General features: G+C 33.3%; 19 protein-coding genes and 1 tRNA gene. 5 read left to right on the top strand and 15 right to left on the bottom strand.

All coding sequences use genetic code 11. The annotated features are described in order from the left end of the window. Nucleotides 1–141: 141 nt before the first annotated feature. Nucleotides 142–2,541, top strand: coding sequence for a TonB-dependent receptor (locus NLG42_RS00920; RefSeq protein ID WP_257682751.1), 2,400 nt, complete (start codon nucleotides 142–144; stop codon nucleotides 2,539–2,541). Between the two features lie 279 nt (nucleotides 2,542–2,820). Here the strand turns inward: NLG42_RS00920 and NLG42_RS00915 are convergent, their stop codons facing one another. From NLG42_RS00915 to NLG42_RS00905, 3 genes are all read right to left on the bottom strand, one after another. Further along, nucleotides 2,821–3,192 (bottom strand): DUF2255 family protein, encoded by a 372-nt coding sequence (locus NLG42_RS00915; protein WP_257682750.1) that lies wholly within the window; start codon nucleotides 3,190–3,192, stop codon nucleotides 2,821–2,823. Nucleotides 3,193–3,300: 108 nt separating this feature from the next. Beyond that, nucleotides 3,301–3,627, bottom strand: coding sequence for a LytR/AlgR family response regulator transcription factor (locus NLG42_RS00910; RefSeq protein WP_257682749.1), 327 nt, complete (start codon nucleotides 3,625–3,627; stop codon nucleotides 3,301–3,303). 161 nt (nucleotides 3,628–3,788) lie between these two features. After that, nucleotides 3,789–3,863: transfer RNA gene (locus NLG42_RS00905), tRNA-Pro, on the bottom strand. A 176-nt stretch (nucleotides 3,864–4,039) separates the two neighbouring features. Here NLG42_RS00905 and trxB point away from each other — a divergent pair. After that, a complete protein-coding gene (gene trxB, locus NLG42_RS00900) occupies nucleotides 4,040–4,987 on the top strand; it encodes a thioredoxin-disulfide reductase (protein ID WP_089054099.1) in 948 nt (315 codons plus the stop codon). A 129-nt stretch (nucleotides 4,988–5,116) separates the two neighbouring features. Here the strand turns inward: trxB and NLG42_RS00895 are convergent, their stop codons facing one another. The 5 genes from NLG42_RS00895 to NLG42_RS00875 all read right to left on the bottom strand — a co-directional run bounded on the left by NLG42_RS00895 (nucleotide 5,117) and on the right by NLG42_RS00875 (nucleotide 9,467). Beyond that, nucleotides 5,117–5,977 (bottom strand): GIN domain-containing protein, encoded by an 861-nt coding sequence (locus tag NLG42_RS00895; protein WP_199170264.1) that lies wholly within the window; start codon nucleotides 5,975–5,977, stop codon nucleotides 5,117–5,119. An 86-nt stretch (nucleotides 5,978–6,063) separates the two neighbouring features. After that, entirely contained in the window at nucleotides 6,064–6,798 is a 735-nt protein-coding gene (locus tag NLG42_RS00890; RefSeq protein ID WP_089058396.1) for a head GIN domain-containing protein, read from the bottom strand. Between the two features lie 3 nt (nucleotides 6,799–6,801). After that, nucleotides 6,802–8,523, bottom strand: a complete 1,722-nt coding sequence (locus tag NLG42_RS00885) for a PspC domain-containing protein (protein ID WP_257682748.1) — start codon at nucleotides 8,521–8,523, stop codon at nucleotides 6,802–6,804. Nucleotides 8,524–8,526: 3 nt separating this feature from the next. After that, nucleotides 8,527–8,859 carry a PadR family transcriptional regulator gene (locus tag NLG42_RS00880; protein WP_008464689.1) on the bottom strand — a complete coding sequence of 111 codons (333 nt, stop codon included), beginning with the start codon at nucleotides 8,857–8,859 and terminating at the stop codon, nucleotides 8,527–8,529. Nucleotides 8,860–8,987: 128 nt separating this feature from the next. Next, on the bottom strand, nucleotides 8,988–9,467 hold the full coding sequence (locus NLG42_RS00875; protein WP_089058394.1) for a DUF4870 domain-containing protein: 480 nt from the start codon (nucleotides 9,465–9,467) through the stop codon (nucleotides 8,988–8,990). A gap of 229 nt (nucleotides 9,468–9,696) precedes the next feature. Between NLG42_RS00875 and NLG42_RS00870 the strand changes: the two genes are divergently transcribed. Together NLG42_RS00870 and NLG42_RS00865 are read left to right on the top strand one after the other, a co-directional pair. After that, a complete protein-coding gene (locus NLG42_RS00870) occupies nucleotides 9,697–10,149 on the top strand; it encodes a DUF4442 domain-containing protein (protein ID WP_089058393.1) in 453 nt (150 codons plus the stop codon). Between the two features lie 325 nt (nucleotides 10,150–10,474). Beyond that, the gene (locus NLG42_RS00865) at nucleotides 10,475–13,870 is read left to right on the top strand and encodes a trifunctional glycoside hydrolase family 18/polysaccharide deacetylase/glycosyltransferase family 2 protein (RefSeq protein WP_257682747.1); all 3,396 of its coding nucleotides are present in this window, start codon (nucleotides 10,475–10,477) and stop codon (nucleotides 13,868–13,870) included. Between the two features lie 171 nt (nucleotides 13,871–14,041). On the opposite strand, the gene NLG42_RS00860 is transcribed toward NLG42_RS00865, so the two are convergent. From NLG42_RS00860 to NLG42_RS00830, 7 genes are all read right to left on the bottom strand, one after another. Continuing rightward, nucleotides 14,042–14,200, bottom strand: a complete 159-nt coding sequence (locus NLG42_RS00860) for a hypothetical protein (RefSeq protein WP_165765113.1) — start codon at nucleotides 14,198–14,200, stop codon at nucleotides 14,042–14,044. Between the two features lie 308 nt (nucleotides 14,201–14,508). Further along, nucleotides 14,509–16,746 (bottom strand): multicopper oxidase family protein, encoded by a 2,238-nt coding sequence (locus tag NLG42_RS00855; protein ID WP_257682746.1) that lies wholly within the window; start codon nucleotides 16,744–16,746, stop codon nucleotides 14,509–14,511. A gap of 10 nt (nucleotides 16,747–16,756) precedes the next feature. Beyond that, nucleotides 16,757–19,294, bottom strand: a complete 2,538-nt coding sequence (locus NLG42_RS00850) for a heavy metal translocating P-type ATPase (RefSeq protein WP_257682745.1) — start codon at nucleotides 19,292–19,294, stop codon at nucleotides 16,757–16,759. 227 nt (nucleotides 19,295–19,521) lie between these two features. Next, nucleotides 19,522–20,082 carry a helix-turn-helix domain-containing protein gene (locus tag NLG42_RS00845; RefSeq protein WP_089058390.1) on the bottom strand — a complete coding sequence of 187 codons (561 nt, stop codon included), beginning with the start codon at nucleotides 20,080–20,082 and terminating at the stop codon, nucleotides 19,522–19,524. 2 nt (nucleotides 20,083–20,084) lie between these two features. Then, on the bottom strand, nucleotides 20,085–20,615 hold the full coding sequence (locus NLG42_RS00840; protein ID WP_257682744.1) for a DUF3347 domain-containing protein: 531 nt from the start codon (nucleotides 20,613–20,615) through the stop codon (nucleotides 20,085–20,087). A 153-nt stretch (nucleotides 20,616–20,768) separates the two neighbouring features. Further along, nucleotides 20,769–21,101, bottom strand: coding sequence for a hypothetical protein (locus NLG42_RS00835; protein ID WP_089058388.1), 333 nt, complete (start codon nucleotides 21,099–21,101; stop codon nucleotides 20,769–20,771). A 124-nt stretch (nucleotides 21,102–21,225) separates the two neighbouring features. After that, nucleotides 21,226–22,059 (bottom strand): AraC family transcriptional regulator, encoded by an 834-nt coding sequence (locus NLG42_RS00830; protein WP_257682743.1) that lies wholly within the window; start codon nucleotides 22,057–22,059, stop codon nucleotides 21,226–21,228. Nucleotides 22,060–22,161: 102 nt separating this feature from the next. On the opposite strand from NLG42_RS00830, the gene NLG42_RS00825 reads away from it, so the two are divergent. After that, the gene (locus tag NLG42_RS00825; RefSeq protein ID WP_099720510.1) at nucleotides 22,162–23,328 is read left to right on the top strand and encodes an MFS transporter; all 1,167 of its coding nucleotides are present in this window, start codon (nucleotides 22,162–22,164) and stop codon (nucleotides 23,326–23,328) included. Nucleotides 23,329–23,375 lie beyond the last annotated feature (47 nt).

The following is a 23,375-nucleotide window of genomic DNA, read 5'->3' as shown; positions in this document are numbered from 1 at the left end:
TGATTTCTATATATAACTTGTAAGTGAAAAATCATAGAATAAATCTGATTAAGTCTTGTTAAATTGGTGTTTATCTTTACATTTGCATTGTTTTTAATTATTCTAAATAAAAACAATAAAGTAGTAACCAATCTAAAACCAATGAAAAATTTTAATGCGAGAATAGCTAAGTTTTTATTTACATTTAGTTGTTTGTTTTCTTTCTGTCTTGTTTCCGCGCAACAAAATCAGGGAAAAATAAAAGGCCAAATTATTACCTCAGATGGTGCTCCAGCGGTGGGAGTTACCGTTAATTTAAAAAAATCGAAATACACAACAGTAACAAATTCAGAGGGGAGTTTTCTTTTTAATGAGATAAAAGCTGGAATGTATGTACTGCAAATTTTTTCTAAGGGATATCAGTCTTTAGAACAAGAAATCGCTGTAAATTCAGGAGAAACCCTTACAATTAATCTTCAGCTGACTGTTTCGGATAAGACGACGGAACCTGGCAGCATGGAATATCTTGATAACGGTGATGAGCTTAAGGAGATAATTGTCTCCGCAAGCAGGAAGATTGAAACATTATCAAAAACACCATCTTCTGTAACGGTAATAACATCAAAAGAAATTGAAGATCTTTCAATTGTTAGTCCTAATATAGCAAATATCGTAGCATACGCTGTTCCGGGGTTAGGGTCGGCAACAAATAATACAGGTAATTACGGTCAAACTTTACGCGGGAGAAATCCACTAGTTCTTATTGACGGGATACCACAGTCAACGCCTTTAAAATCGGCAGGAAGAGAGATTCGTTCAATTGATCCTTCAGTTATTGAACGTATTGAGGTTATTAAAGGTGCTACTGCCATATATGGAAATGGTGCTGACGGAGGATTAATCAATTATATAACCAAAAAACCTAAAACTCAGAAGAAATTTGGAGGATACAGCGAGGCGGGAACTTCTGGAAATGTACAAGGAGACAGTGTCGTTGGGTACAGGTTTGTGCAGCAGTTTTATGGAAAAATCAATAAGTTCAGTTACATTGTAGCTGGTTCATATGATAAGACGGGTGTTTTCAGGGATGCCGAAGGTGAAGTAATTTCACCTGAATATGGATTGGGAGAAACTAAAACCTATAATGTTTTTACAAAAATAGGCTATGATTTTACCGATAAACAGAGGGTGGATGTAATGTATAATTATTTCAGCTCGAATCAAGACTCTGATTATATTCTTAAAAATGGTATTTACGGGGTAAGCCCTGCCATTGGGATTCTCGGAAATAGACCTGGTGTTGATGAAGGTACAAAATACAATCACAATGCCAATATTCAGTATTTTAACAGGGAAATCTTTGGAAATACGAGTCTTACGGCTAATATTTATTTTCAGGATTTTGAAACAGTCTTCTCTAATTCAACATTCTTTTATGGAGGAGGACAGTCTCAGACTGCATCAACTAAAAAAGGATTCAGATTATATTTAAATACTCCTTTTGTTCTATCCTCAAAAATTAACGGAGATGTTACTTACGGGGTGGATATTTTAAATGATAAAACAAATCAAAAATTGGTAGACGGCCGTGTTTGGGTGCCTAATATTGATATGGTTAACCTAGCACCTTATATGCAGTTATCAACACAGTGGTTTGATGATTTTACGGTAAAATTCGGTGTTCGTGCCGAGAATATAAAAATTGACATCGAAGATTACAATACCATAGCTAAAGGTGCTGGTGGCGCTGGAAGTATTGCTGTTAAAGGTGGAGACCTAAGTTATGATGCTTTTGTTATCAATACGGGAATCAGATATTCAAGATTTAAGTTCTTTAATCCTTTTGTAAGTTACTCACAGGCTTTTTCAATATTTGATTTAGGAAGAGTGCTGACAGCGGCTACAGAGGATGCTGTGTCAAAATTACAGACTAAACCCATAATTGTAAACAATTACGAAGGAGGCTTTAGCAGTCAGCTTGGGAAACTGAATCTGAGTGCGGCATTTTATTACAGTACTTCAAAACTTGGAACCAATTTAATTCAGGTTGACGGACTGCTGGTAGCCGAACGTTTGCCGGAACGAGTATGGGGTAATGAGTTTCAGTTGGATTATCAGTTACTTAAACAGCTTACTATTGGAGGAAATTATGCTTATGTACAGGGCAGGGGAGATAAAGATTCTGATGGAACTTTCTATGGTCCGACCGATATTTATTTAAAGTCAAATCGTATACCGCCGGTAAAAGTGACTGGTTACGCAAAATTCGGAAACGAAAAATTAAATCTGGAATTGTACTATATGTATGTTGGGGATCGCGATGTTTTTATGCCAAATGCTAAAGGAGCTTATGCTATTGGTGAAGGTCCGATTAAATCTTTTAATTTGTGGAATCTTGCTTCTGCATATAAAGTGACCAATCAGATTAGAGTGAAATTTGGTCTTGAGAATATTTTCAATACGGCCTATTATCCGACTACTTCACAGTTTTACGGAAGCAATGCGAATTATACTAGAGGGAACGGACGAAGATTCAATCTGGCACTGGGATATAGTTTTTAAGTCATTACTTTTTTCCGATTACAAAATAGAGGTTTCTGATTTTATCAGGAACTTTTATTTTATAAGGGTGTTTGTAAAAACTCCAGTGCAATAGGTTGTAATTTGCTGTGGTCTTCCCGATCAAAATCGGAATGCGATAGCTGTTCAATTGCATTTTAAGTTTGAAGCAAAAAAAAAGTCTTTTCATTTTCTTGAAAAGACTTTGTGTGTAATAATAACATAAGCTTTAAAATTGTAATTTGAATGAATGGTTTGGAAACTACGTTATCCTCTGTCTAATTATTCTGTAATAATGAATTCTAAAGTTTTTTCAATATGTTTTGCTTTAACTATTCCTTTTGCATATTCAATATTGTGATCTGTATTGTATTTTGTTAAGTAAGCATTGTTTATTACTGGAGTTAAGTCGTTTTTGTCAATTGGAACAATTGCTTTAATGTTAAAAATATTTTCGCCACATTTTATTTGTCCTTTAGGGTCTTGTAAAAAAGTATTATACCAACTTTTTTCGGCCAAGCCCCATGATCGGGCAAAAATTCTGTCATTAACAACGATCATCCAAATGTCTAAAAAGGTTTCCCTGTGCAAGCCTGCTTTTATACCTATAAGGTTGTGTGTTTCAATATAATTTATTGCAATTTCTTTTTTCATAATAATGATATTTTTATCGAAATTAGAACGAATAAAAATGCTTCAAAATTTTATTATTTACTTTGCTGGTTATATTATTTACTTTGACTTCTCTTTTATATAATTAACTTATAGCATTATCTTATTAATTGCATTTACAAAGCAATCTTTGTAGCTTTTTGCTACTGTAATTTTTAAATCTTTTATTACAATTTGATTGTCTTCAAAATATTCAATGTTTGTCAAATTTACTATATATGAATTATGAACACGCATAAACTCATTGGGTAAATTTTGAATTAAGTCTTTTAACGTTTTGTAATAGAGGTATTTCTTATTGAATGTGGTGTGAATTTCTACATAATTTCCTAGTCCTTTTATAATAGTAATGTCGTTAAAGAAAATTTTAATCAATTTTTTGTCTGCCTTTATAAAGGCAAAATTTTTGTGTTCCATTAGTAATTTCTTAATTTTTAGGCTTCAAAAATTATTAGAGAGGATTATTTTTTAGTAATAGAAAAAAAAGTATTAGTTACTCTGTGGTACTACAATTTCTTGTAAAACATTCCATAATGGAATTAAAAACAAAAAAGCCGAACATTTCTGTTCGGCTTTTGTCGGGGTGGCAGGATTCGAACCTGCGGCCTCCTGCTCCCAAAGCAGGCGCGATAACCGGGCTACGCTACACCCCGAAGATGTATTTGTTGTACTGCCCGTAAGCGGATGCAAATATAGTAATAAATTTTGTTTACAAAAGAAAAAACGAAAAATAAATAAAACTTATTTTGGGATAGTTATTTCGGATTTATTTTGGGTGTTATTTTTTATAATAAAGTTTACATTTGCATCACAAAAAATACTATACGTTATGTCAGATACAATCGAAAAAATTAAATGCCTTATTATAGGTTCTGGTCCTGCAGGTTATACTGCAGCAATTTATGCAGCCAGAGCAAACATGAATCCAGTATTATATCAAGGAATGCAGCCTGGAGGTCAGTTGACTACCACTAATGAAGTTGAAAATTTCCCAGGTTATGTTGATGGTGTTACAGGACCAGAAATGATGATTCAACTGCAAGAACAATCAAAACGTTTTGGTGCTGATATCCGCGATGGCTGGGCTACAAAAGTAGATTTTTCAGGTGATATTCATAAAGTTTGGATTAATGATACAATCGAGTTGCACTGTGAAACAGTAATTATTTCTACTGGTGCATCTGCTAAATATTTAGGATTACCTTCAGAACAACATTATTTACAAATGGGCGGCGGAGTTTCTGCTTGTGCTGTCTGCGACGGTTTTTTCTACCGTAATCAAGAAGTTGTGATTGTTGGAGCAGGGGATTCTGCTTGTGAAGAAGCACACTATTTATCTAAGCTTTGTAAAAAAGTTACCATGTTAGTGAGAAGCGAAAAATTTAGAGCTTCTAAAATTATGGAAGAACGTGTTCGTAAAACTGAAAATATCGAGATTTTAATGAACCACGATACTGTTGAAGTTCTAGGAGATGAAAATGTAGTTCATGCTATAAAAGCTAAAAATAAAACAACTGGTGAAGTTTTTGATATTCCTGCAACTGGATTTTTCGTAGCAATTGGTCATAAACCTAACACAGATATTTTTGCAGATTATATTACTCTTGACGAAACAGGTTATATCGTAAATACTCCGGGAACGTCTAAAACAAATGTTGAAGGTGTTTTTGTTGCTGGAGATGCTGCAGATCATGTGTATCGTCAAGCAATTACTGCTGCTGGTACTGGTTGTATGGCTGCACTTGACGCTGAAAGATATTTAGCTTCAAAAGAATAAATTGAAAGATTTAGTTTTCATGTTCTTTGAATGTGAAAAATGCAAATATGAAAAAAGTCCCATTCTTAATTGAATGGGACTTTTTGTTTATGTTGGTTTCTTCTAAATTCTAGTGATTTAGAAAGCTGTTTACAATGTTGTTGTTTTTGCTTTTGGCGCTCCTGGTTTTTTAATCAGTTTTGCTTCTTCGCTAAAGCGTGTAAGCTCTATTTTTGGATCACCTAATAATGAAATTTCAGACTTGTCTCCAGCCGCTATTGCGATAGTTGTTTCTGCCAAAATAGAAGCTACAGCAGAACCTTCAGTTGTGATATTTGCTTCTTTCAAAGTAAATTTTGTTCCTGTAAAAACAGAGTTGTTGTCTAAACGAATCGTAGCTTTTTCTGTAATTCCTTCAATTGTTGCGCTTGCTTTTTGATACAAATCGCATTTAAATTTCATGGCAGAAATTAAGGTTTTTATTGAGGCATATTTGCTCAATTGTAAACTGGCTTCTTCCGATTTTAGATTTAGTTCTGTTCTTGATCTGTCATCAGCTACTAAATTGAATTTTTTTGAGTTTACATTCAAGAATAATTTTGAAAAATCAATACTTTTAAACGTAATATCGTCTAGTTGAATTTCTTGAATTGCATATACAATTGCATCATTTTTTGCACTCACTTTTGTCAGCGAGTTAGTGTATGTTATATGTACAGCTAGTTTTTTGAAAATAGTGCTTTCTTTTGAAGTGAATAAACGAAGTGTTTTTTCTTTTAAATCCATTCCTATGATATCATGAATGTTATCATCAGCTTCAATTTTAATTTCGTTTTTTTCTCCTCTTTCAAGGTAAACTTCTATATTGTCTTCCACTTCAATGGCATCAAAATTTCCTACTTCTTTAATTGATGTAGTGACAATTTTAGAACCTTTTATTTTTTCTCTTTTTTGAGCAAAAGTTAATGTTGTTACTAAAAGCAATAGCAGCAGTGCAGTATTTTTTTTCATTAATTCTAGATTTGATTTTAGCAAATATAAAAAAATCATCCACTTTTGATGAATGATTTCTTTTATATTTAACAGTTAAGAGCTGCTTAGTGCTGACTTACACTTCCGCCTGAGCTTACATTTTTTTCTATTGTTTTAGGTGCAATGTCGTAATCAATATCACCTCCGCTCGATGCATCTGCTTTTAAACTTACTATAGGATGTACCGTTATGCTTCCGCCGCTTGAAGCTTTTGCTTGAACTTCATTTGCCAGTAATTTCTTTGCATCTATGTTTGCACCACTAGAAGCTTTTGTTTGAATTCTCAATGCTTTTCCTTCTATCTTAACATCACTTCCGCTGCTTGAGTTTACAATGATATTGTCAGATTCGATGTTAAGATTCATGTTTGCAGCGCTCGAAGTTTCGAGTTCTATGTTTTCTCCTTGAATGATATTTTTTCCTTCTACAGATGATGCGCTCGATGCTTCCAATTTATTAATAACAGGCATTTTTACAATCACCTTTTTCATTGTAATGTTTCGGAATGAGTTGAATTTGCAATGAATAACTAAAGTTCCGTTCTCAACCTTTGTGATGATTTCTTTTTGTAAATTATCATCGGCTTCTACTATAATTTCTGTAGCATCAGATTGTTCGATTACCAAGTCGATAGCATTGCTGACTTTTACGTTCTGAAAATCTCCTTGAACAATTCTTTTCTCGGTGGTTACGTTTCCGCTTCCTTCAATTGTTTTCACGTTAAAATTACATGAGGCAAACAATAATGCGGTGATAGTCGCAACAATAAATTTTGTAATATGAATGATTATTTTGATCATGGCTTAGTTAATTTTAATTACAACTCCGTTTTTATCAGTGGTTAGCTTTCCGTTAGTTTTTTTTCCGTTAAGAACTTCTTTTCCATTTATTTTAATAGAAACTTCTTTTACTGTATCATTATCAATTTGGTTTACTTCCTCTACATCGTCATATTCATTTTCATCAGCCGGACAGTCTAAACATTTAATTTTTGATCCTTCAACTTTGTAGTTGTAGTTTCCGCTAAAATGCAGATTGAAAAAATCATCATCAGAATCGTCATAATCTTGTACAGATGCGTCTGGTTTAAATAACTGCCCTTCTGGTAAGTATAAGTAAACATCAACTTCTTGACCTCTAAATTTGTTTTTTACATCTGTAAGAAAAAAGTTATCCAAAATTAAAGAATTTCCTTTAACTTGAAATTTATAATCAATTTTTTCTGCTCTTTGTTTTGCTGCTATAAAAGAGTTACCTCTTGCGCTTTTTTCTATTTGAATATAAGGAGCAGCTTCATCAGTGTGTAAAACATGCAAACGAACATCATTAGAATAGATTAACTGATTGTTAGCTGAATCTTGTACAAATTCAAATTCGCTGCGGTGATTCAGATCTTTTGCATAATAATCGTTGTATCTGAATTTTACAAACAATGTATCTTTTGTGCTAATGTTAAGTGCTTTTTTCTCTACAGTTTTATTGTCGTATGAAATTTCAGTAGCTTGTTTAATTCCAATGCTGATTGCGATTGCAACAGCAATAATCCAAATCGCTAGTAAAGTGTATTTTGTGATGTTTCCGATTGATTTTAAACTTGGAGACAATAGTTTGAATCCTAATAAAGTTAAAAAGAAGAACGGAATTCCAACCGCAAAGAACATTAACAAACCAAACGACCAAATAGGATAATCTGTAAAGTTTCCTGCGTCAACGAAGTTTTGCCAAGGAAAGTCAACAAAAACATTAGTTCCTAGAGTAAAAACTCCAATCAACAACATGATCAAAACACTAATTCCAGACATGATTAAAATTACGCCTAAAAACTTAGCGAAGATTTTAAAGATGGTCATGACAAAGTCTCCAAATGAACTACTTATTCTCTCAGCTCCCGACTTTACTTGGTTTCCCATTTTGTCATAATCTGCATTTTTAAATTTATCAGATAATGAGTCAATTTCTTCACGTACTTTTTTTTCGATGTTTGAAATGGTTACCGGCTCACCAGTCATCTCCAATTTTTCTGAAGTTGTTACCGCTTCAGGAGTTACAATCCAAAGTACGAAGTACGCTAGAATTCCAGTTCCAAAACCTGCAAAAACAAATACTAAGAATACGATTTTGATCCATACAGCATCAATTCCAAAATAATGTCCTAATCCAGTTGCTACACCGCCAATCATACCTTTTTCTTTATCACGATATAATTTTTTGTGTTTTCTTGCACCGTAATTATTAAAAGATTGAGATGATTTTTCTTCGTCTTCAATGATGTAGTCTTCAGGTTGTCCCATTACTGTAATCACTTCGTCAACATCTTTTAGTCCTACAACATGTTTTTCGCTTTTTTGTTTTTCTGTTAATAATTCAGAAACGCGCATTTCGATGTCTTTGATGATTTCATCTTGACCAGACGAATTATTAAGAGATCTTTTTATAGCGTCAAAATAGCGTGTCAATTTTAAATATGCATCTTCATCGATGTGAAAAAACATACCGCCTAAGTTAATATTTACTGTTTTGTTCATGACTTATTGATTTTGATTGGTGATTAGATTTACAGCATCAGATAATTCTGTCCAGGTGCCGCTAAGTTCGTTTAAAAATGTTTGTCCTATTTCGGTTAATCCATAATATTTTCGAGGCGGCCCTGAGGTCGATTCTTCCCAGCGATAATTTAGTAAACCGTCATTTTTCAGCCTAGTTAAAAGTGGATATACAGTTCCTTCAACAACTAGTAATTTTGCGTTTTTTAAAGTGTCTAATATTTCAGATGTATATGCGTCTTTTTCTTTTAATACTGATAAGATGCAAAACTCAAGAACACCTTTGCGCATCTGTGCTTTTGTGTTTTCAATGTTCATAATTTCATTTTGTTTTTTTTAGATTGAACAATTCGTTTTTTGATTGATGATGATTGATTGATGATTGAATTCGAAACGATTCTTGTTGATTGCTTGTAAAGTTTCGACTATAACTTTTAATTCGTTGATTACTTTATAAAAGGAATCGTTAACGGATATTTATATAATTCTCCGTTTGAAGCTTTTATTGAAGCATAAATCACTAAAAAGAATTCAACAAATTTTAATACCGCAAAAAGTAAAACTGCTGTTAAGCCAATACTTATTAATCCAATGTTCCCTTCAAAGTTGAAATTTCTGATGACAAAATTTTCGTCATTAAAAACTGCTTGCATCGGAATGTTCTGCAGGATAACAGCAAAGAAAATTGGAATTGCAATTAAAGCTAAAACTAAAGTGTAAAGCAATAAACTCAATTGAAAATTCAATGTCTGTTTTCCGTGGTGATTTACAAATTCTGATTTGTCTTTGTAACTCGTCCAGATTAATATTGGAAAAATGTAATTTCCAAATGGAATAATGTACTGAGTCAACGTACTTAGATGTGTGAACGTCGCAGTGTTCTTTTCTGATGTTGTTTCCATGATGAGTGGTGTTGTTGTTTCCATGATTAAAAGTATATAGTAATTTCTTATACAAATATATGGCTAAAAGACAGTATCTTGTTTTGCATAGTACTAATTATTAACAAAATTTTAACAAATTTTAGATTTTAAAAATGGCTATAAAAGACTGAAAACCATTCGTAAGCCCTGTTTTTACTGCTGATTTAGGAAAGTAAAAGCAATTTATTGTGCGTGCATAGTTTTTTTGTATTTTTACAAAAAAATAAATTCTATGGCTGTATCAGTTTCCAAACTCAACAAATTTGTACTATTCAAATTGCCATCGGCATACATATGTGGTGTACGTGTAAAGGCAATCGACAAAGACAGATGTATAGTAAGCGTTAAACACCGTTGGATAAATCAAAATCCTTTCAATTCAATGTATTTTGCAGTTCAAGCAATGGCAGCCGAATTAACAACGGGCGCTATGGTGATTTCGCAAATACAAGAAAGCGGTAAAAAAATATCAATGCTTGTTGCCAACAACAAAGGGAATTTTAGCAAAAAAGCAACTGGTAGAATTACATTTGTCTGCAATGACGGATATTTAATTGCTGATGCGATTCAAAGAACTATTGCAACAGGCGACGGACAAACGTTCTGGATGAAATCTATAGGAACAAACGAAGATGGAGTTCAGGTTTCTGAAATGGATTTTGAATGGAGTGTGCGACTGAAATAAAATAGCAATAAAGAAATACTATATATGACCTGTTCTAAACAGGTCATTTTTTTTGCGTAATGTTTTGTAAAATGCTGAATTTTATTGTTTTAGTTTGTTTTTTGCAAGATTTACTTTTGTAATTTTATTCGGAATTACTGCTGTATATAAAATTAGTTTATTAATGCGATCTTCATTTAGTAATAATAATTTTACAATTTAAAGAATTATCTTTATGCGGTAAGCTTCTCATTTATAATAAGATATCAAATTTTATTGATGTTGTTGAAGGCTTTAAAGATTTCAGATTAATTTTTTAATAGCATTTATCTAAAAAGAAAAGTTTATGGATGGTAAAAAGCAAGTATTTCAGACCGTAACTCAAAAACGCTGGAAAACTTTTCAATGGTCAAGTCGGCTTATTTTGTTTATTCTTATTTTAATGGTTCCCATCTTTTTTATCACTTTAAAAAGAGGATTAAAGCCGCCATTACCGCTTTTAGCCAATAGCAGTCGAGCAGGACATAGTTTAGAAAATCCTGTTACGCCCAAAAATCTGACGGATAAAGAGCTTAAAAAGTTTAAGGGGTTTGATTATTTCTTAAGAGCAAAAACTAAAATAGATAAACTAAAAAAACAGCCGGCCGTTTCAAAAACAGCTTCAGAAGTTAGAGCTGCTTTTTATGTAGATTGGGATCCACAAAGTTTATTTTCACTCCAAAAAAATATTGATAAACTCAATATGGTCATCCCAGAATGGTTTTTTATTGATCCCAAAACTGATTTATTGCGAACAGAAATTGACACTGCTGCATTAAAAGTGATGAAAAAAGGAAAAGTCAAAATACTTCCTTTAATTAACAACATAAATGAATCTTTGGGTGAAGGTGAATTTGATGGTGATCTTATTCATCGCATTCTTCATGATACAAATAAAAGAGAAAGACTTATTGATGATATCGTAAAGACCTTGAAAAAATATGATTTGCAAGGAATAAATATCGATTTTGAGGAATTTAAAGAGAATGGCGATGAACCGATAATTGCTTTTCAAAAAGCATTATATGAAAAACTGAATCCAATGGGATATCTTGTCACGCAGGATATTATGGCAGGTGATGATGATTTTAATGTAAAAGCATTGTCAAAATATAATGACTATATGTTTCTTATGGCTTATGATGAGCATTATGCCAGTAGTATTCCCGGAGCTGTAAGCAGTCAGAAATGGATAGAACGAATTGTAGATAAAACGGCAAAAGAAATTCCGTCAGAAAAAATCATTTTATGTTTTGCAGGTTATGGATACGACTGGCAGGAAAAAGAGGAGGGAGAAACCATCACGTATGATCAGGCAATTGCGATTGCCAAACAATATAATGCCACGATAAAGTTTGATAATAACAGTTATAATAACTCCTTTAAATATACAGACAGCAACGGAAAAAAACATGAAGTCGATTTTGAAGATGCCGCGACAAATTTTAACACGATCAGGTTTAGTGACGAATATGGCTTAGCAGGAACCGCTTTATGGCGTTTAGGAAGTGAAGATCAACGTTTATGGACTTATTATCATCGAAGTTTAACAAACGAAAGTCTTAAGAAAAAACCTTTCGATTTTAAAGTAATGAAACGTGTCAATACACGAATAGAAAGTCCTGCATATATTGGCGATGGAGAAATATTAAATGTTATTGCCGATCCTGCACCTGGAAAAATTGAGTTGGAAATCAATAAGGACGAAACGATAATTACAGAACAGAAATATGTAGAATTACCAACAAAATACGTAATCAGCAAATTTGGAAATGTAAACAAGCAAGTTATTTTAACTTTTGATGATGGGCCTGATCCTATTTATACACCAGAGATTTTAGATATTTTAAAGAAAGAAAAAGTACCCGCAGTATTTTTTGTCATTGGTATTCAAGGAGAAAACAATATTCCGTTGCTGCAAAGAATTTATAACGAGGGTCACGAAATAGGCAATCATACGTTTACGCATCCTAATATTGCTTTGGTAAGTCCAGAAAGAGCCGCTAAGGAAATGGAAACGACACGATTATTAATCGAAGCGGTTACGGGAAGAAGCACAGTTCTTTTTAGAGCACCTTATAATGCAGATGCTGAGCCAACCACAGAAGCTGAGCTCAAACCAATTGCTTTAAGTAAAGCCCAAAATTATTATACCGTTGGTGAAAGTATCGATCCCAATGATTGGGAAAAAGGTGTAAGTGCTGATTCTATTTATAAGAGAACAATATCACAATATGAGGCAAATCCTGATAAAGGAATTATTTTACTTCATGATGCAGGCGGGAACAGAGAAGCTACTGTTGAAGCTTTACCTCGAATTATTAAATATTTTGAAGACAGAAATATTCAGTTTACAACCGTTTCTCATTTGCTGGGTAAAACTAAAGATGAAATCATGCCAGAAGCAAAGGGACCGTTTATCTCACTTGATAATTTCATTTTCGATTTTGGATATTGGTTTGGACATTTTATTACAGCAACATTTTGGGTAGCTATTTTTCTGGGGTTCTTAAGAATTGCGTTAATGGCTGTAATGGCTTTTATAAAAAAATGGAAAGACCATAAATATCCGCCTGTTTATAGCGATTTTCAAGGTGAGCTTCCAAAAGTAAGTATTATTGTTCCTGCCTATAATGAAGAAATAAATGCCGTAAAAACAATCGAAAATTTATTGGGTCAGGATTATCCTTTCTTTGATATTGTTTTTGTTGATGACGGTTCTAAAGACAAAACTTTTGAAATGATCAATGAAACTTTTGCTAATAATCCGAAAGTAAAAGTACATACGAAACCTAATGGAGGAAAAGCATCGGCATTAAATTACGGAATTGAGCTGACTCAAAATGATTATGTAATTTGTATTGATGCTGATACACAACTAAAAACAGATGCTGTTTCGCAATTAATGAAAGGTTTTAGAATTCAGTTGAAAAATAATGAAGAAATTGGTGCTATTGCTGGAAATGTAAAAGTGGGAAATGAAAATACAATGCTTACGAAATGGCAGAGTATTGAATATACAACGGCACAAAATTTTGATAGAAGGGCTTTTGATTTAATCAATGGAATTACGGTTGTTCCTGGAGCAATTGGTGCGTTTAAAAAAGAAGCAATCGAAAAAGCGGGAGGATTTACAACTGATACACTTGCAGAAGACTGTGATTTAACGATTCGTATTTTAAAAAACGACTATCATATTATAAATTGTATTGAAGCAGTGGCAGTAACTGAAGCTCCTGAAAGTTTGAAAGAGTTTATGAAACAGCGTTTTCGCTGGAGTTATGGTATTATGCAGGCTTTTTGGAAAAATAGAGATGCGTGTTTCAATCCAAGATATAAATGGTTAGGAATGGTTGCTTTGCCTAATATTCTGCTTTTTCAAATTGTGCTGCCAATTTTCGCGCCTTTGGCAGATTTAGTTCTTATTTTAAGTTTATTTTGGAATTATAATGATCCAGACAGTCTTCATAAAATACTTATTTACTACATAGCATTTATGTTGGTTGATATGCTGGTTAGTGTGATTGCTTTTATTTTTGAAAAAGAAAAACTGACTAAATTAATATGGTTAATTCCACAACGATTTGTGTATAGACAATTGATGTATGTGATTTTATTTAAGGCCTTACGAAGAGCCATAAAAGGCGAAAGCCAAAGTTGGGGAGTTCTCACACGAACAGGAAATGTGGCAACGGTGAAATAGTTTTTGAAGTTTTTTTGCCACAGATTAAAACATTAAAAGGATTTCTTTTTGAATGGACTTTTGACAAAGTTTAAAACTTTGTCAAAGTTGGTTACGAGTTTTCTCGCCGCGAAAAAAACATAAAAAAAGGCTTCGAATATTCGAAGCCTTTTGTCATAATATGCGCAGTAATTATTTCTTAGAGCAGCATTTTTTGTCTTTTTTATCATCTGTTTTTTTAGAACAAGATTCTTTTTTAGCTTTTTCTTTCTTCGGAGCTGGTTTTGTGTCTTGTGCTTGTGCACCAATTGTAAATAAGGCGATTGCTAAAACGGTAAATAATTTTTTCATTTTTTGTGTAATTTAATTGTTAGGTATTATTCTTTTTTTGATTGAAAAATGTTAGTTCAAATATAATACGATTTAGTTTTGGAAATTGTCAACGATAAGTTAATACGTATCAAAAAAGCATTAAATTTATTGTTAATTATCTGTTCGGTATAATTGTAAAACAATACAACACATAGAAATATAGATTTTATGTCTAGAAAAGGAGAAAAAAAGTGAAATGCCTATTTTTGACTTTAAAAGCTATATTTCTATGTGTTGAAAATAATTAGACAACGGTAACTTGAATTACTTACATAGTTTAAAAACAATTAATAATTCAAATTCACTCCAAATCCAACACCCATATCGCTGTCATAATGCGTTGTGATCCCAAAGTTTCTGCCTACGACATATTTTAGACCAGCCATATATTCCTTGTCTGTGTTCCACATTAGATTCATTCGTAAGCGTCTAGAAAGCGGAATGTCTTTTCGTTCAAACTGTATTCTCACATTTCCATCAGTGAAAACCTCAACTTGTGCCTTTACAAGCATTGGTAAAGTATATTCGATACCAGCACTAAAAACCGAACGATTGTCTTTGGTGTTCGTTTGACCAAACATATTTTGTTCCTGTTCATCCATTCCCATTTTTCGGTATCGCCAGTCAAAACCTATAAAAGGCATAAACCATTGCATTTTTCCAATGTATCGGCCTATGTGTGTTTCAGTTTCATAACCATGTTTGTCATTATAACCCAATCGCCATTCTGTTCCAATGCTCCAACGAGTGTTGCCAAGCATTGCTTCTCCATCGTTTCCATTTGAAGCAAAATCATTTTCGGCCATAAAATGAAACATACGATCATCCATTTTCAGCATTTTGTCTGCCATTTTTGGATCGTGAATCAACGGATTTGGAGCTGAATTTTCATAAGTAAAAATACGTCCCATTCCTGCCATCATATGATATAAAATATGACAGTGAAAAAACCAATCACCATCAGCATTTGCTTGAAATTCGATTGTATCTGTTTCCATTGGCATAATGTCGATAACATTTTTCAGCGGAGAATAATCGCCATGTTCATTCAAAATCCTAAAATCGTGTCCGTGTAAGTGCATTGGGTGGCGCATCATTGATCCGTTGTACAATACAATACGTACGTTTTCACCTTTTTTGATTAAGATTTTATCTGTTTCAGAAATTACTTTATTGTCTAAACTCCAAACATAGCGATTCATGTTTCCTGATAATTCAAAACGTAGTTCTTTTACAGGAGCATCTTTGGGCAGCGTTGTTATCGTTGGAGATTTTAGCATTCCATAATTTAGAGTTGTGATTTCGGCAGTCTCAGTTGTATCAGTTGACATTTTCATGTCGCCCATATTATGTTTCGAATGATCTTCTTTTTTCATTGATTCATCTTCTCCAGAAATTTCAGGATACATCACGGCATTCATGTCCATTTTGTTGAGTGACATTTTCATACCCATATCATTCATTTCGCCGTTCATTTTCATCATGTCATTCATCATTTGCATACCTTCAAAATATTTCAATTTTGGAAGATGTGAAACAGGCTGTTTGGTTCCTTCACCTAAAAACAAAGAAGCTGATCCGGTTCTGTCTTCGGCTGTAGCCAAAAAAGCAAAAGATTTGTTGTTTTCAGGAATTGTTACGACTACATCATAAGTTTCAGAAACAGCAATAATCAATCGATCGACTTCTACAGGTTCAACATCATTTCCGTCGCTGGCTACAACCGTTATTTTTCCGCCGCCGTACGTCAGCCAGAAATAACTGGAAGCACCTCCGTTTGCAATTCGCAGTCTTACTTTATCGCCTGCTTTAAATTGCGAAAGCTGATTTTCATTTTTTCCGTTAATTAAAAACTTTTCATAATAAACGTCACTCACATCCATGGCATTCATACGTTTCCATTCGTTGGTGACTTTTGTCGAGAATTTTCCTTTTTGAATCGCCTCGGCATAACTTTGTGTTGTTCCTTTTTTTATAGCAAACCAATCATTCGCATTGTGCAGCATTCGTTGCACATTCTCTGGTTTCAAATCAGTCCATTCGCTCAAAATTACTGGAATAGTGGGTAAATCGTCGATACCTTTTCTAAAAGTAGGATCGTCTTTCTTTTTGTTGATGATAAAAAGCCCGTATAAACCTATTTGTTCTTGTAAACCTGAATGGCTGTGATACCAATAAGTTCCATTCTGGATTATAGGGAAAGTATATTTATGAGTTGTTCCGGGTTTTATTGGCATTTGCGTTAAATAGGGAACACCATCTTCTTTATTTGGCAAAAATAAACCGTGCCAGTGCATTGCTGTGTTTTCTTTTTTTAAATCGTTATGCACATAAATTTCGGCAATGTCACCTTCAGTAAAAGTCAAAGTCGGCATTGGGATTTGTCCGTTAACAGTAAGTGCACGTTTTTCTTTTCCGGAGAAATTTACAATCGTATCGCGAACGTGTAAATCGTAACGAACTACTTTTTGAGCTTGAGCACTAAAGGTGATCAAAAAAGCAATTATAATAGTATATAGTTTCATAATGATTTTTTTAAAGATTAAGATTTCGTAATCGTAAGGCATTTACAATTACAGAAACAGAACTTAAACTCATTGCTAAAGCAGCAAGCATTGGAGAAAGTAAAATTCCAAATGCAGGATATAAAACCCCTGCGGCAATCGGCACACCCAAAACATTATAAATAAAAGCAAAAAACAGATTTTGCTTAATGTTTTTCATAACAGAATGACTAAGTTTTTTCGCTTTTACAATTCCGCTTAAGTCACCTTTTACGAGTGTTATTTTAGCACTTTCTATGGCTACATCAGTTCCGGTGCCCATTGCAATTCCAATATTCGCTTGTGCTAAAGCCGGAGCATCGTTAATTCCGTCGCCCGCCATGGCAACAACTTTACCTTCGGCTTGTAAACGTTGAATTTCTTTTAGTTTATCCTCAGGAAGACAATCTGCTTTAAACGAACTTAAATGCAAATGATCGGCGACTGCTTTTGCTGTATTACCGTTGTCGCCTGTCATCATAATTACCTCAACGCCTTGATCTATTAAATCTTTGATTGCTTTTGCGCTGGTTGCTTTAACGGCATCTGTAATTGTAACATAACCTAGAACGGTATTATCGACTGCAATATAAGACACTGTTTTACCTAGATTCTGTTCGGCAATAATTTTATCTTCAATTGCCGCAGAGACAGATGCACCTACTTCAATCATCAGTTTTTTATTTCCCAATGCTGTTTTCGAGTTGTTTACCGTTCCCGTAACTCCTTTTCCTGTAACAGCTTCAAAATCGGGAACTTCAAGTAAACTTTGATTTTTCGCTTTAGCAAAATTAACAACAGCTTCCGCTAATGGATGTTCGCTGTATTGGTTTAAAGAAGCGATATATTGCAGTAAAGAATCTTCATTATTATTGACCGCATAAATTTTTTCTACAGATGGTTTTCCTTCAGTAATAGTTCCCGTTTTATCGGTAATTAAAACATCAATTTTATTCATGTTTTCCAGCGCTTCGGCATTTTTTATCAAAATACCATGCTGCGCTCCTTTACCAACACCAACCATAACAGACATTGGGGTTGCTAATCCTAAAGCACAAGGACAAGCAATAATTAAAACTGCAATAGCATTAATTAAACCGTAGATATAAGCTGGCTCTGGACCAAATTTTGCCCAAACAATAAAGGTTACAATCGAAATGATAACAACTGTTGGAACAAAATATTTTGCTACGCGATCTGCTAGTTTTTGAATTGGAGCTCTAGAACGGCTTGCATCATTTACCATCTGTATAATCTGCGAAAGCAAGGTTTCAGAACCTACTTTTTCGGCAATCATTACAAAAGATTTTGTTCCGTTTATTGTTCCTGCAATTACAGTATCGCCTATTTTTTTATCAACAGGAATTGGTTCGCCTGTAATCATTGCCTCATCAATACTGCTTTCGCCAGTTATGATTTTTCCGTCAACAGGAATTTTTTCTCCTGGTTTTACACGAAGCAGATCTTCTTTTTTAATGTTATGAATCGAGATTACTTTGTCATGACCATTTTCAATCAAAGTTGCTTCGGTTGGAGCTAATTTTAATAATTCTTTTATAGCGCCATTAGTTTGTCCATGCGCTCTGGCTTCGAGTAATTGACCTAATAAAACCAGAGTCAGAATAACCGTTGCAGCTTCAAAATAGAGATGTATCGTTCCGTGATGTGATTTAAATTCAGATGGGAAGATATCAGGAAAAAACATTCCGGCAATACTAAACAAAAATGCAACACCAGTTCCAATACCAATAAGCGTAAACATGTTTAAATTCCAAGTTACGATTGATTTCCAGGCGCGTACAAAAAACATCCAACCTGCATAAAAAATTACAGGAATTGAAAATAGAAGTTGAACCCAATTCCAGTTTTCAATCGACATTATTTTATAAAGCGGATTATTCGGAATCATCTCTGACATTGATATAATGAAAATTGGAAGTGTAAATAATACTGCGATCTTCATTTTCTTTACCAAGTCCGTATAGGTTTTATTTTCTTCAGATTCAGACGCTTGCATAGGAACCAAATCCATTCCGCAAATTGGACAATCGCTAGGCTCATTTGAAACAATTTCTGGATGCATCGGGCACGTAAATTGCGTTCCAATTGCTGCTTGAGGTACTAAGTCCATTCCGCAAACTGGACAATCGCCAGGTTTGTCATAAGTTTTGTCGCCTTCACAATGCATCGGACAATAAAAAATGCCGGTTGTATTGTGATTATGCGTTACAGCTGTCTTCTTTTTATGTTCATGACCTGCATGATTATCTTTCTTTTCAGTAGAACAACAAGATTTAACAGGAGTTTCTGAGACACTTTTAGCAGAAGTCATTTCAATCGTATATTTTCCAGCTTCTGTTAAAGCCTCTTGAAATTTTTCTGTAGAAATGTGTTTTTCCATTGTAATGACTGCCAAAGGAGGATCTAAAGTTACTTCAGCTTGAATTCCTTCAATCGCATTCAAAGTTTTTTCAACTTTTTTGCGACATCCATCGCATGACATTCCTGAAATTACATATTGATGTGTCATTGTTTTATCTTTTTAGTTATTACAATGCAAATGTCCGAAGTAAGACTTACTTCATGTTGTACAATTTTGAGAATGATTTGTAATATTTAGCAAAGAGTTATTTAACCGCGAAACAGGCAAATAGTATTATTTTTTTGTCATTTCGAACAACTAGAAATCGTAAACGATATGTTCACATATTAAATAATTAACACTGTTTATCTGCGCGCTTTGCGGTTAAAAAAAAATTACAAATTCTCAATATGAATGCGTTTTTTATCTTTCAATTGTTTGAAATGGGTAGGAGTAAAGCTTGTTACTTTCTTGAACTGATTGCTTAAATGTGCTACATTACTGTAGTTTAACAGATCTGCGATTTCGCTCAACGAAAGTTCATTGTAAATCAATAACTCTTTTACCTTTTCAATCTTTTGACAGATAAAATATTTTTCAATTGTGGTGTTTTCAATTTCTGAAAATAAATTGCTCAACGAATTATAATCCTGATTTAGATTATCAGCTAAATAATCGGATAAATTAGTTTTAAGTTCACCATTTTTATGGTGAACCAAGTCAACAATCAGCGTCTTAATTTTTTCTATTGTTTTACTTTTTTTATCATCGATTAAATCGAAACCTAAAGATTGAAGATTCTTAAGTAAAATTTCTTTTTGATTTTCAGTAATGACGTCTTGTAATTTTACTTCGCCTAATTCGACAGAAATAGTCTGAAGTCCAAGTTTTTCAAGCTCAGACTTCACAACCATATTACAACGAGCGCACACCATGTTTTTGATGTAGAGCGTCATATTTATTTGATGGTTTCTACTACGTTTCCGCAAGTTAGCATCGAAGAACCATAATATGGGTTTTTAACCGCTTTCTCTTTGCTTAACCAATCAGCATCTGCCATTGGACAATGTTGTTTGTAAACAACTTCATTAGATTTTGAAACTTTTATTAAATCGTAAGTGCTTTTGGTCAACGATTTAAACGTTTCACGTTGTTTTTTAAGGTCACTGGTTGTAGAAATGCTTTTTGCATCAGCAGTCATTTTTTTTACTGCTTTCATCCAAACATTATGTTCGTCATTTTTCAGTTTGTCCATTTTAACTTCTGTAATTGCAGCTAATAAATCTTTAGCTTTCGCCGAAGTTAATTTGGCATCACTTTTTATTAAGGCATCTTTTACTGCAAAATAAGCGTCATAAACAGATTGTAATTGACTTGAATCAGCAATCTCTATTGTAGTTGATTCTGTTGTGATTGTATTTGCTTGTACAAAATTTACAGAAAATAATAATGTGATTGCTATAGCTATTGTAGATGTGAAATTTTTCATTTTTTCTAAATTTGATAAAAAGGATTTTAATTTTCCTTTTTAAGTTTAATATGTTTTTTATAAAGTCTCGATGTAAAGCTCTTTGCGTCTTTTAGGTAAAAAACCATAGTTTGGAGGTTGGTTTAGATCCAATTATGGCTGTCGCAAATACAATTATTTTATTTTGGGCAGCAGCCAAATAGAAGTAAAACCATCTGAAATACCAGCGGTTTTGTGAAACGAGATTGATTTCTCAGTTGAGAAATTAAACAAATTAGTATCAAATTCAAATTCATTCAAAGCGATCAGGCTAAACTGTAACGCAGTTGTTGTACAGCTAGAATGATCACATTTTCCATTACAGCCATGCTGATCTTTTTTAGGACTTTGATCTTTTTTACAGCACTCTTTCTGACAAGTGTCAGGGTTTCCTTTTTTTGAAGAGGTGCTTTTTTCATGTGAAGTTTTTTCAGAAGAACGACCACAAGCATAACTCTCAGCTGACATCAAAAAGAAGACAAGAGTTAAAAACAGATATAATATGTGGATCTTTTTCGTCAATGAAAATGTTTTATAATTACAAATTTAAAGATTTTTTTTAACAGCTCCTATATATTTAAGATTTTGAATGTTACGTTTTTTTAAAATCTGTAGGATTCATGTTTTTTCTCTTTTTAAAATAATTCGATAAATGACTCTCATCTGTAAAGCCAAATTCGTAAGCAATTTGTTTTATTGGTAATTGATTATTGTGAATTCTTTTCTCTAGCAAAGTAGTTCTCAAATTATGAATATAATCTCTATAACTAATAGAAAAGGTTCTTTTAAAGTATGCACTGAAATAGGTTTGTGCTATATTAAAATGATCTGCTATAACTTTAATTTGAACAAGCTTTGGCTGATAAATATTTTGATGTATATAAGTTGCGATTTGTTCATTATCGATATGTGCCGACTTCATTTGCAAGTTCATTCCTCGGATTGTTTCTTTAATCAAACCAAATATTGAAAGAATTTGATAAAAGACTATAGGCGAAGTAGTAACATCTATCTTGCAATTGTAGGCAGTAATATTTTCGACTGTGTTTTTTAGGATCGTTTTACACGGATCATCTAGTTTTAAAACGGTTTCTTTTAGGAGTTTGTCCCGCATAAAATCTTCAGGTGTATGCAAGAGCAAATCATCACAAAAAAGATTTTTATTAGAGTTGAAATAATTATCGGTAAACTTGATATAAACAAATCGAGTTGTTTTTTTTATGTCGAAGTAATGCTCGTCTTCTGGTGAAATTACAAACAAATCACCTGATTTATAAGGAAGTAAATTGTCGTTCAGATGATGAATTCCATTTCCCTTCTTAATATAAATGATTTCGTAATATGTATGCGTGTGCGGAGGCAGGTGAAATTTGTCATCTTCAAATTCATCAATAACCAAAGTTTTGAATTGATTTAATTTTGGCATAACCTAAATTTACAAGTTTATATCGCAAATGTACAATTTTTATTCAGACGCATAGTGTTAAATTTGCGGTATAGAAAATCTATTCCTTTCTTGTAAAAACAAATGAAAAAAAGTCTTATTGCGCTCTCATTTGGAGGCTTAACTATTGGTATTACTGAATTTGTAATGATGGGTCTGCTTCCGGATATTGCTTCAAATATGAAAGTGTCGATTCCAGTTGCTGGATATCTTATTTCGGCATATGCACTTGGTGTTGTTATTGGAGCACCTTTATTAGTAATCCTTGGAAGAAATTTTCCGCCAAAAAAAATGCTCTTAATTTTGGCATTAATGTTAACTGTTTTTAATGCGCTTTCAATTATTGCTCCAACCTATAACTTTTTGTTTGCTTCCCGATTTTTGTCTGGTTTACCGCACGGCGCTTTTTTTGGTGTTGGTGCTGTAGTAGCAAGTCGTTTGGCTGACAAAGGAAAAGAAGCTCAAGCAATTGCTATTATGTTTTCGGGTTTAACCTTGGCTAATTTAATTGGAGTTCCAATAGGAACTTATATAGGACATCACTTTTTATGGCGTTACACTTTTGTATTGATTGCAATTGTTGGACTGCTTACTTTTCTATTCATTTATTTATGGATGCCGAGTTTAGAAAAAGGAGAGACCGTTAATATGAAAAAACAACTGGAGTTTTTCAAGAAAACGGAGGCTTGGTTGATTATTGGAATTACAGCAATTGGTTTTGGAGGATTGTTTGCTTGGATTAGTTACATAGCTCCCTTGCTAATTAATGTTTCTAAATTCTCTGAAGGTGATGTTTCATCTATTTTAATTTTGGCTGGACTTGGAATGGTAGTAGGAAATTTTGCCGGTGGTAAACTGGCTGATAAATTTTCACCCGCACCAACCACATTGGCTTTACTGTTTATTATGTCAATCGATTTGATTTTGGTTTACTTTTTCTCTTCAAATCAATATATGTCGTTGTTTTTGACATTTTTAACTGGATGTATTTCTTTTTCGGTAATAGCGCCAATTCAAATGCTTATGATACGAACTGCCAAAGGTGCTGAGATGATTGCTTCTGCAGCGCTTCAAGGAAGTTTTAATATTGGAAATGCATTAGGAGCTTTTTTAGGCGGACTGCCTTTAACAGCTGGTTATAGTTATGCTTCACCAAATTTAATAGGAGTAGGAATGTCAGTTATGGGAATGCTTATAACGATTACTTTAATAAGAGCACACAGAAACAATCTGAAACTTCAAAGGATCTAAATTATTTCCTGTTTTTTAATTCTATTAAACCCTTAGATATTTTCTAA

This window comes from Flavobacterium plurextorum (genome assembly GCF_024638035.1).
Lineage (GTDB): Bacteria > Bacteroidota > Bacteroidia > Flavobacteriales > Flavobacteriaceae > Flavobacterium > Flavobacterium plurextorum.
This window is presented reverse-complemented; position numbering and strand designations above follow the sequence as displayed.

Coding starts and splice junctions, on each gene's coding strand:
- NLG42_RS00840 (WP_257682744.1), bottom strand. CDS start 20,615: ATGAAAAATTTCACATCTACAATAGCTATAGCAATCACATTATTATTT.
- NLG42_RS00880 (WP_008464689.1), bottom strand. CDS start 8,859: ATGAACATTGAAAACACAAAAGCACAGATGCGCAAAGGTGTTCTTGAG.
- NLG42_RS00890 (WP_089058396.1), bottom strand. CDS start 6,798: ATGATCAAAATAATCATTCATATTACAAAATTTATTGTTGCGACTATC.
- NLG42_RS00870 (WP_089058393.1), top strand. CDS start 9,697: ATGGCTGTATCAGTTTCCAAACTCAACAAATTTGTACTATTCAAATTG.
- NLG42_RS00825 (WP_099720510.1), top strand. CDS start 22,162: ATGAAAAAAAGTCTTATTGCGCTCTCATTTGGAGGCTTAACTATTGGT.
- NLG42_RS00850 (WP_257682745.1), bottom strand. CDS start 19,294: ATGACACATCAATATGTAATTTCAGGAATGTCATGCGATGGATGTCGC.
- NLG42_RS00845 (WP_089058390.1), bottom strand. CDS start 20,082: ATGACGCTCTACATCAAAAACATGGTGTGCGCTCGTTGTAATATGGTT.
- NLG42_RS00875 (WP_089058394.1), bottom strand. CDS start 9,467: ATGGAAACAACAACACCACTCATCATGGAAACAACATCAGAAAAGAAC.
- NLG42_RS00910 (WP_257682749.1), bottom strand. CDS start 3,627: ATGGAACACAAAAATTTTGCCTTTATAAAGGCAGACAAAAAATTGATT.
- NLG42_RS00865 (WP_257682747.1), top strand. CDS start 10,475: ATGGATGGTAAAAAGCAAGTATTTCAGACCGTAACTCAAAAACGCTGG.
- NLG42_RS00855 (WP_257682746.1), bottom strand. CDS start 16,746: ATGAAACTATATACTATTATAATTGCTTTTTTGATCACCTTTAGTGCT.
- NLG42_RS00860 (WP_165765113.1), bottom strand. CDS start 14,200: ATGAAAAAATTATTTACCGTTTTAGCAATCGCCTTATTTACAATTGGT.
- trxB (WP_089054099.1), top strand. CDS start 4,040: ATGTCAGATACAATCGAAAAAATTAAATGCCTTATTATAGGTTCTGGT.
- NLG42_RS00835 (WP_089058388.1), bottom strand. CDS start 21,101: ATGTCAGCTGAGAGTTATGCTTGTGGTCGTTCTTCTGAAAAAACTTCA.
- NLG42_RS00920 (WP_257682751.1), top strand. CDS start 142: ATGAAAAATTTTAATGCGAGAATAGCTAAGTTTTTATTTACATTTAGT.
- NLG42_RS00915 (WP_257682750.1), bottom strand. CDS start 3,192: ATGAAAAAAGAAATTGCAATAAATTATATTGAAACACACAACCTTATA.
- NLG42_RS00830 (WP_257682743.1), bottom strand. CDS start 22,059: ATGCCAAAATTAAATCAATTCAAAACTTTGGTTATTGATGAATTTGAA.
- NLG42_RS00895 (WP_199170264.1), bottom strand. CDS start 5,977: ATGAAAAAAAATACTGCACTGCTGCTATTGCTTTTAGTAACAACATTA.
- NLG42_RS00885 (WP_257682748.1), bottom strand. CDS start 8,523: ATGAACAAAACAGTAAATATTAACTTAGGCGGTATGTTTTTTCACATC.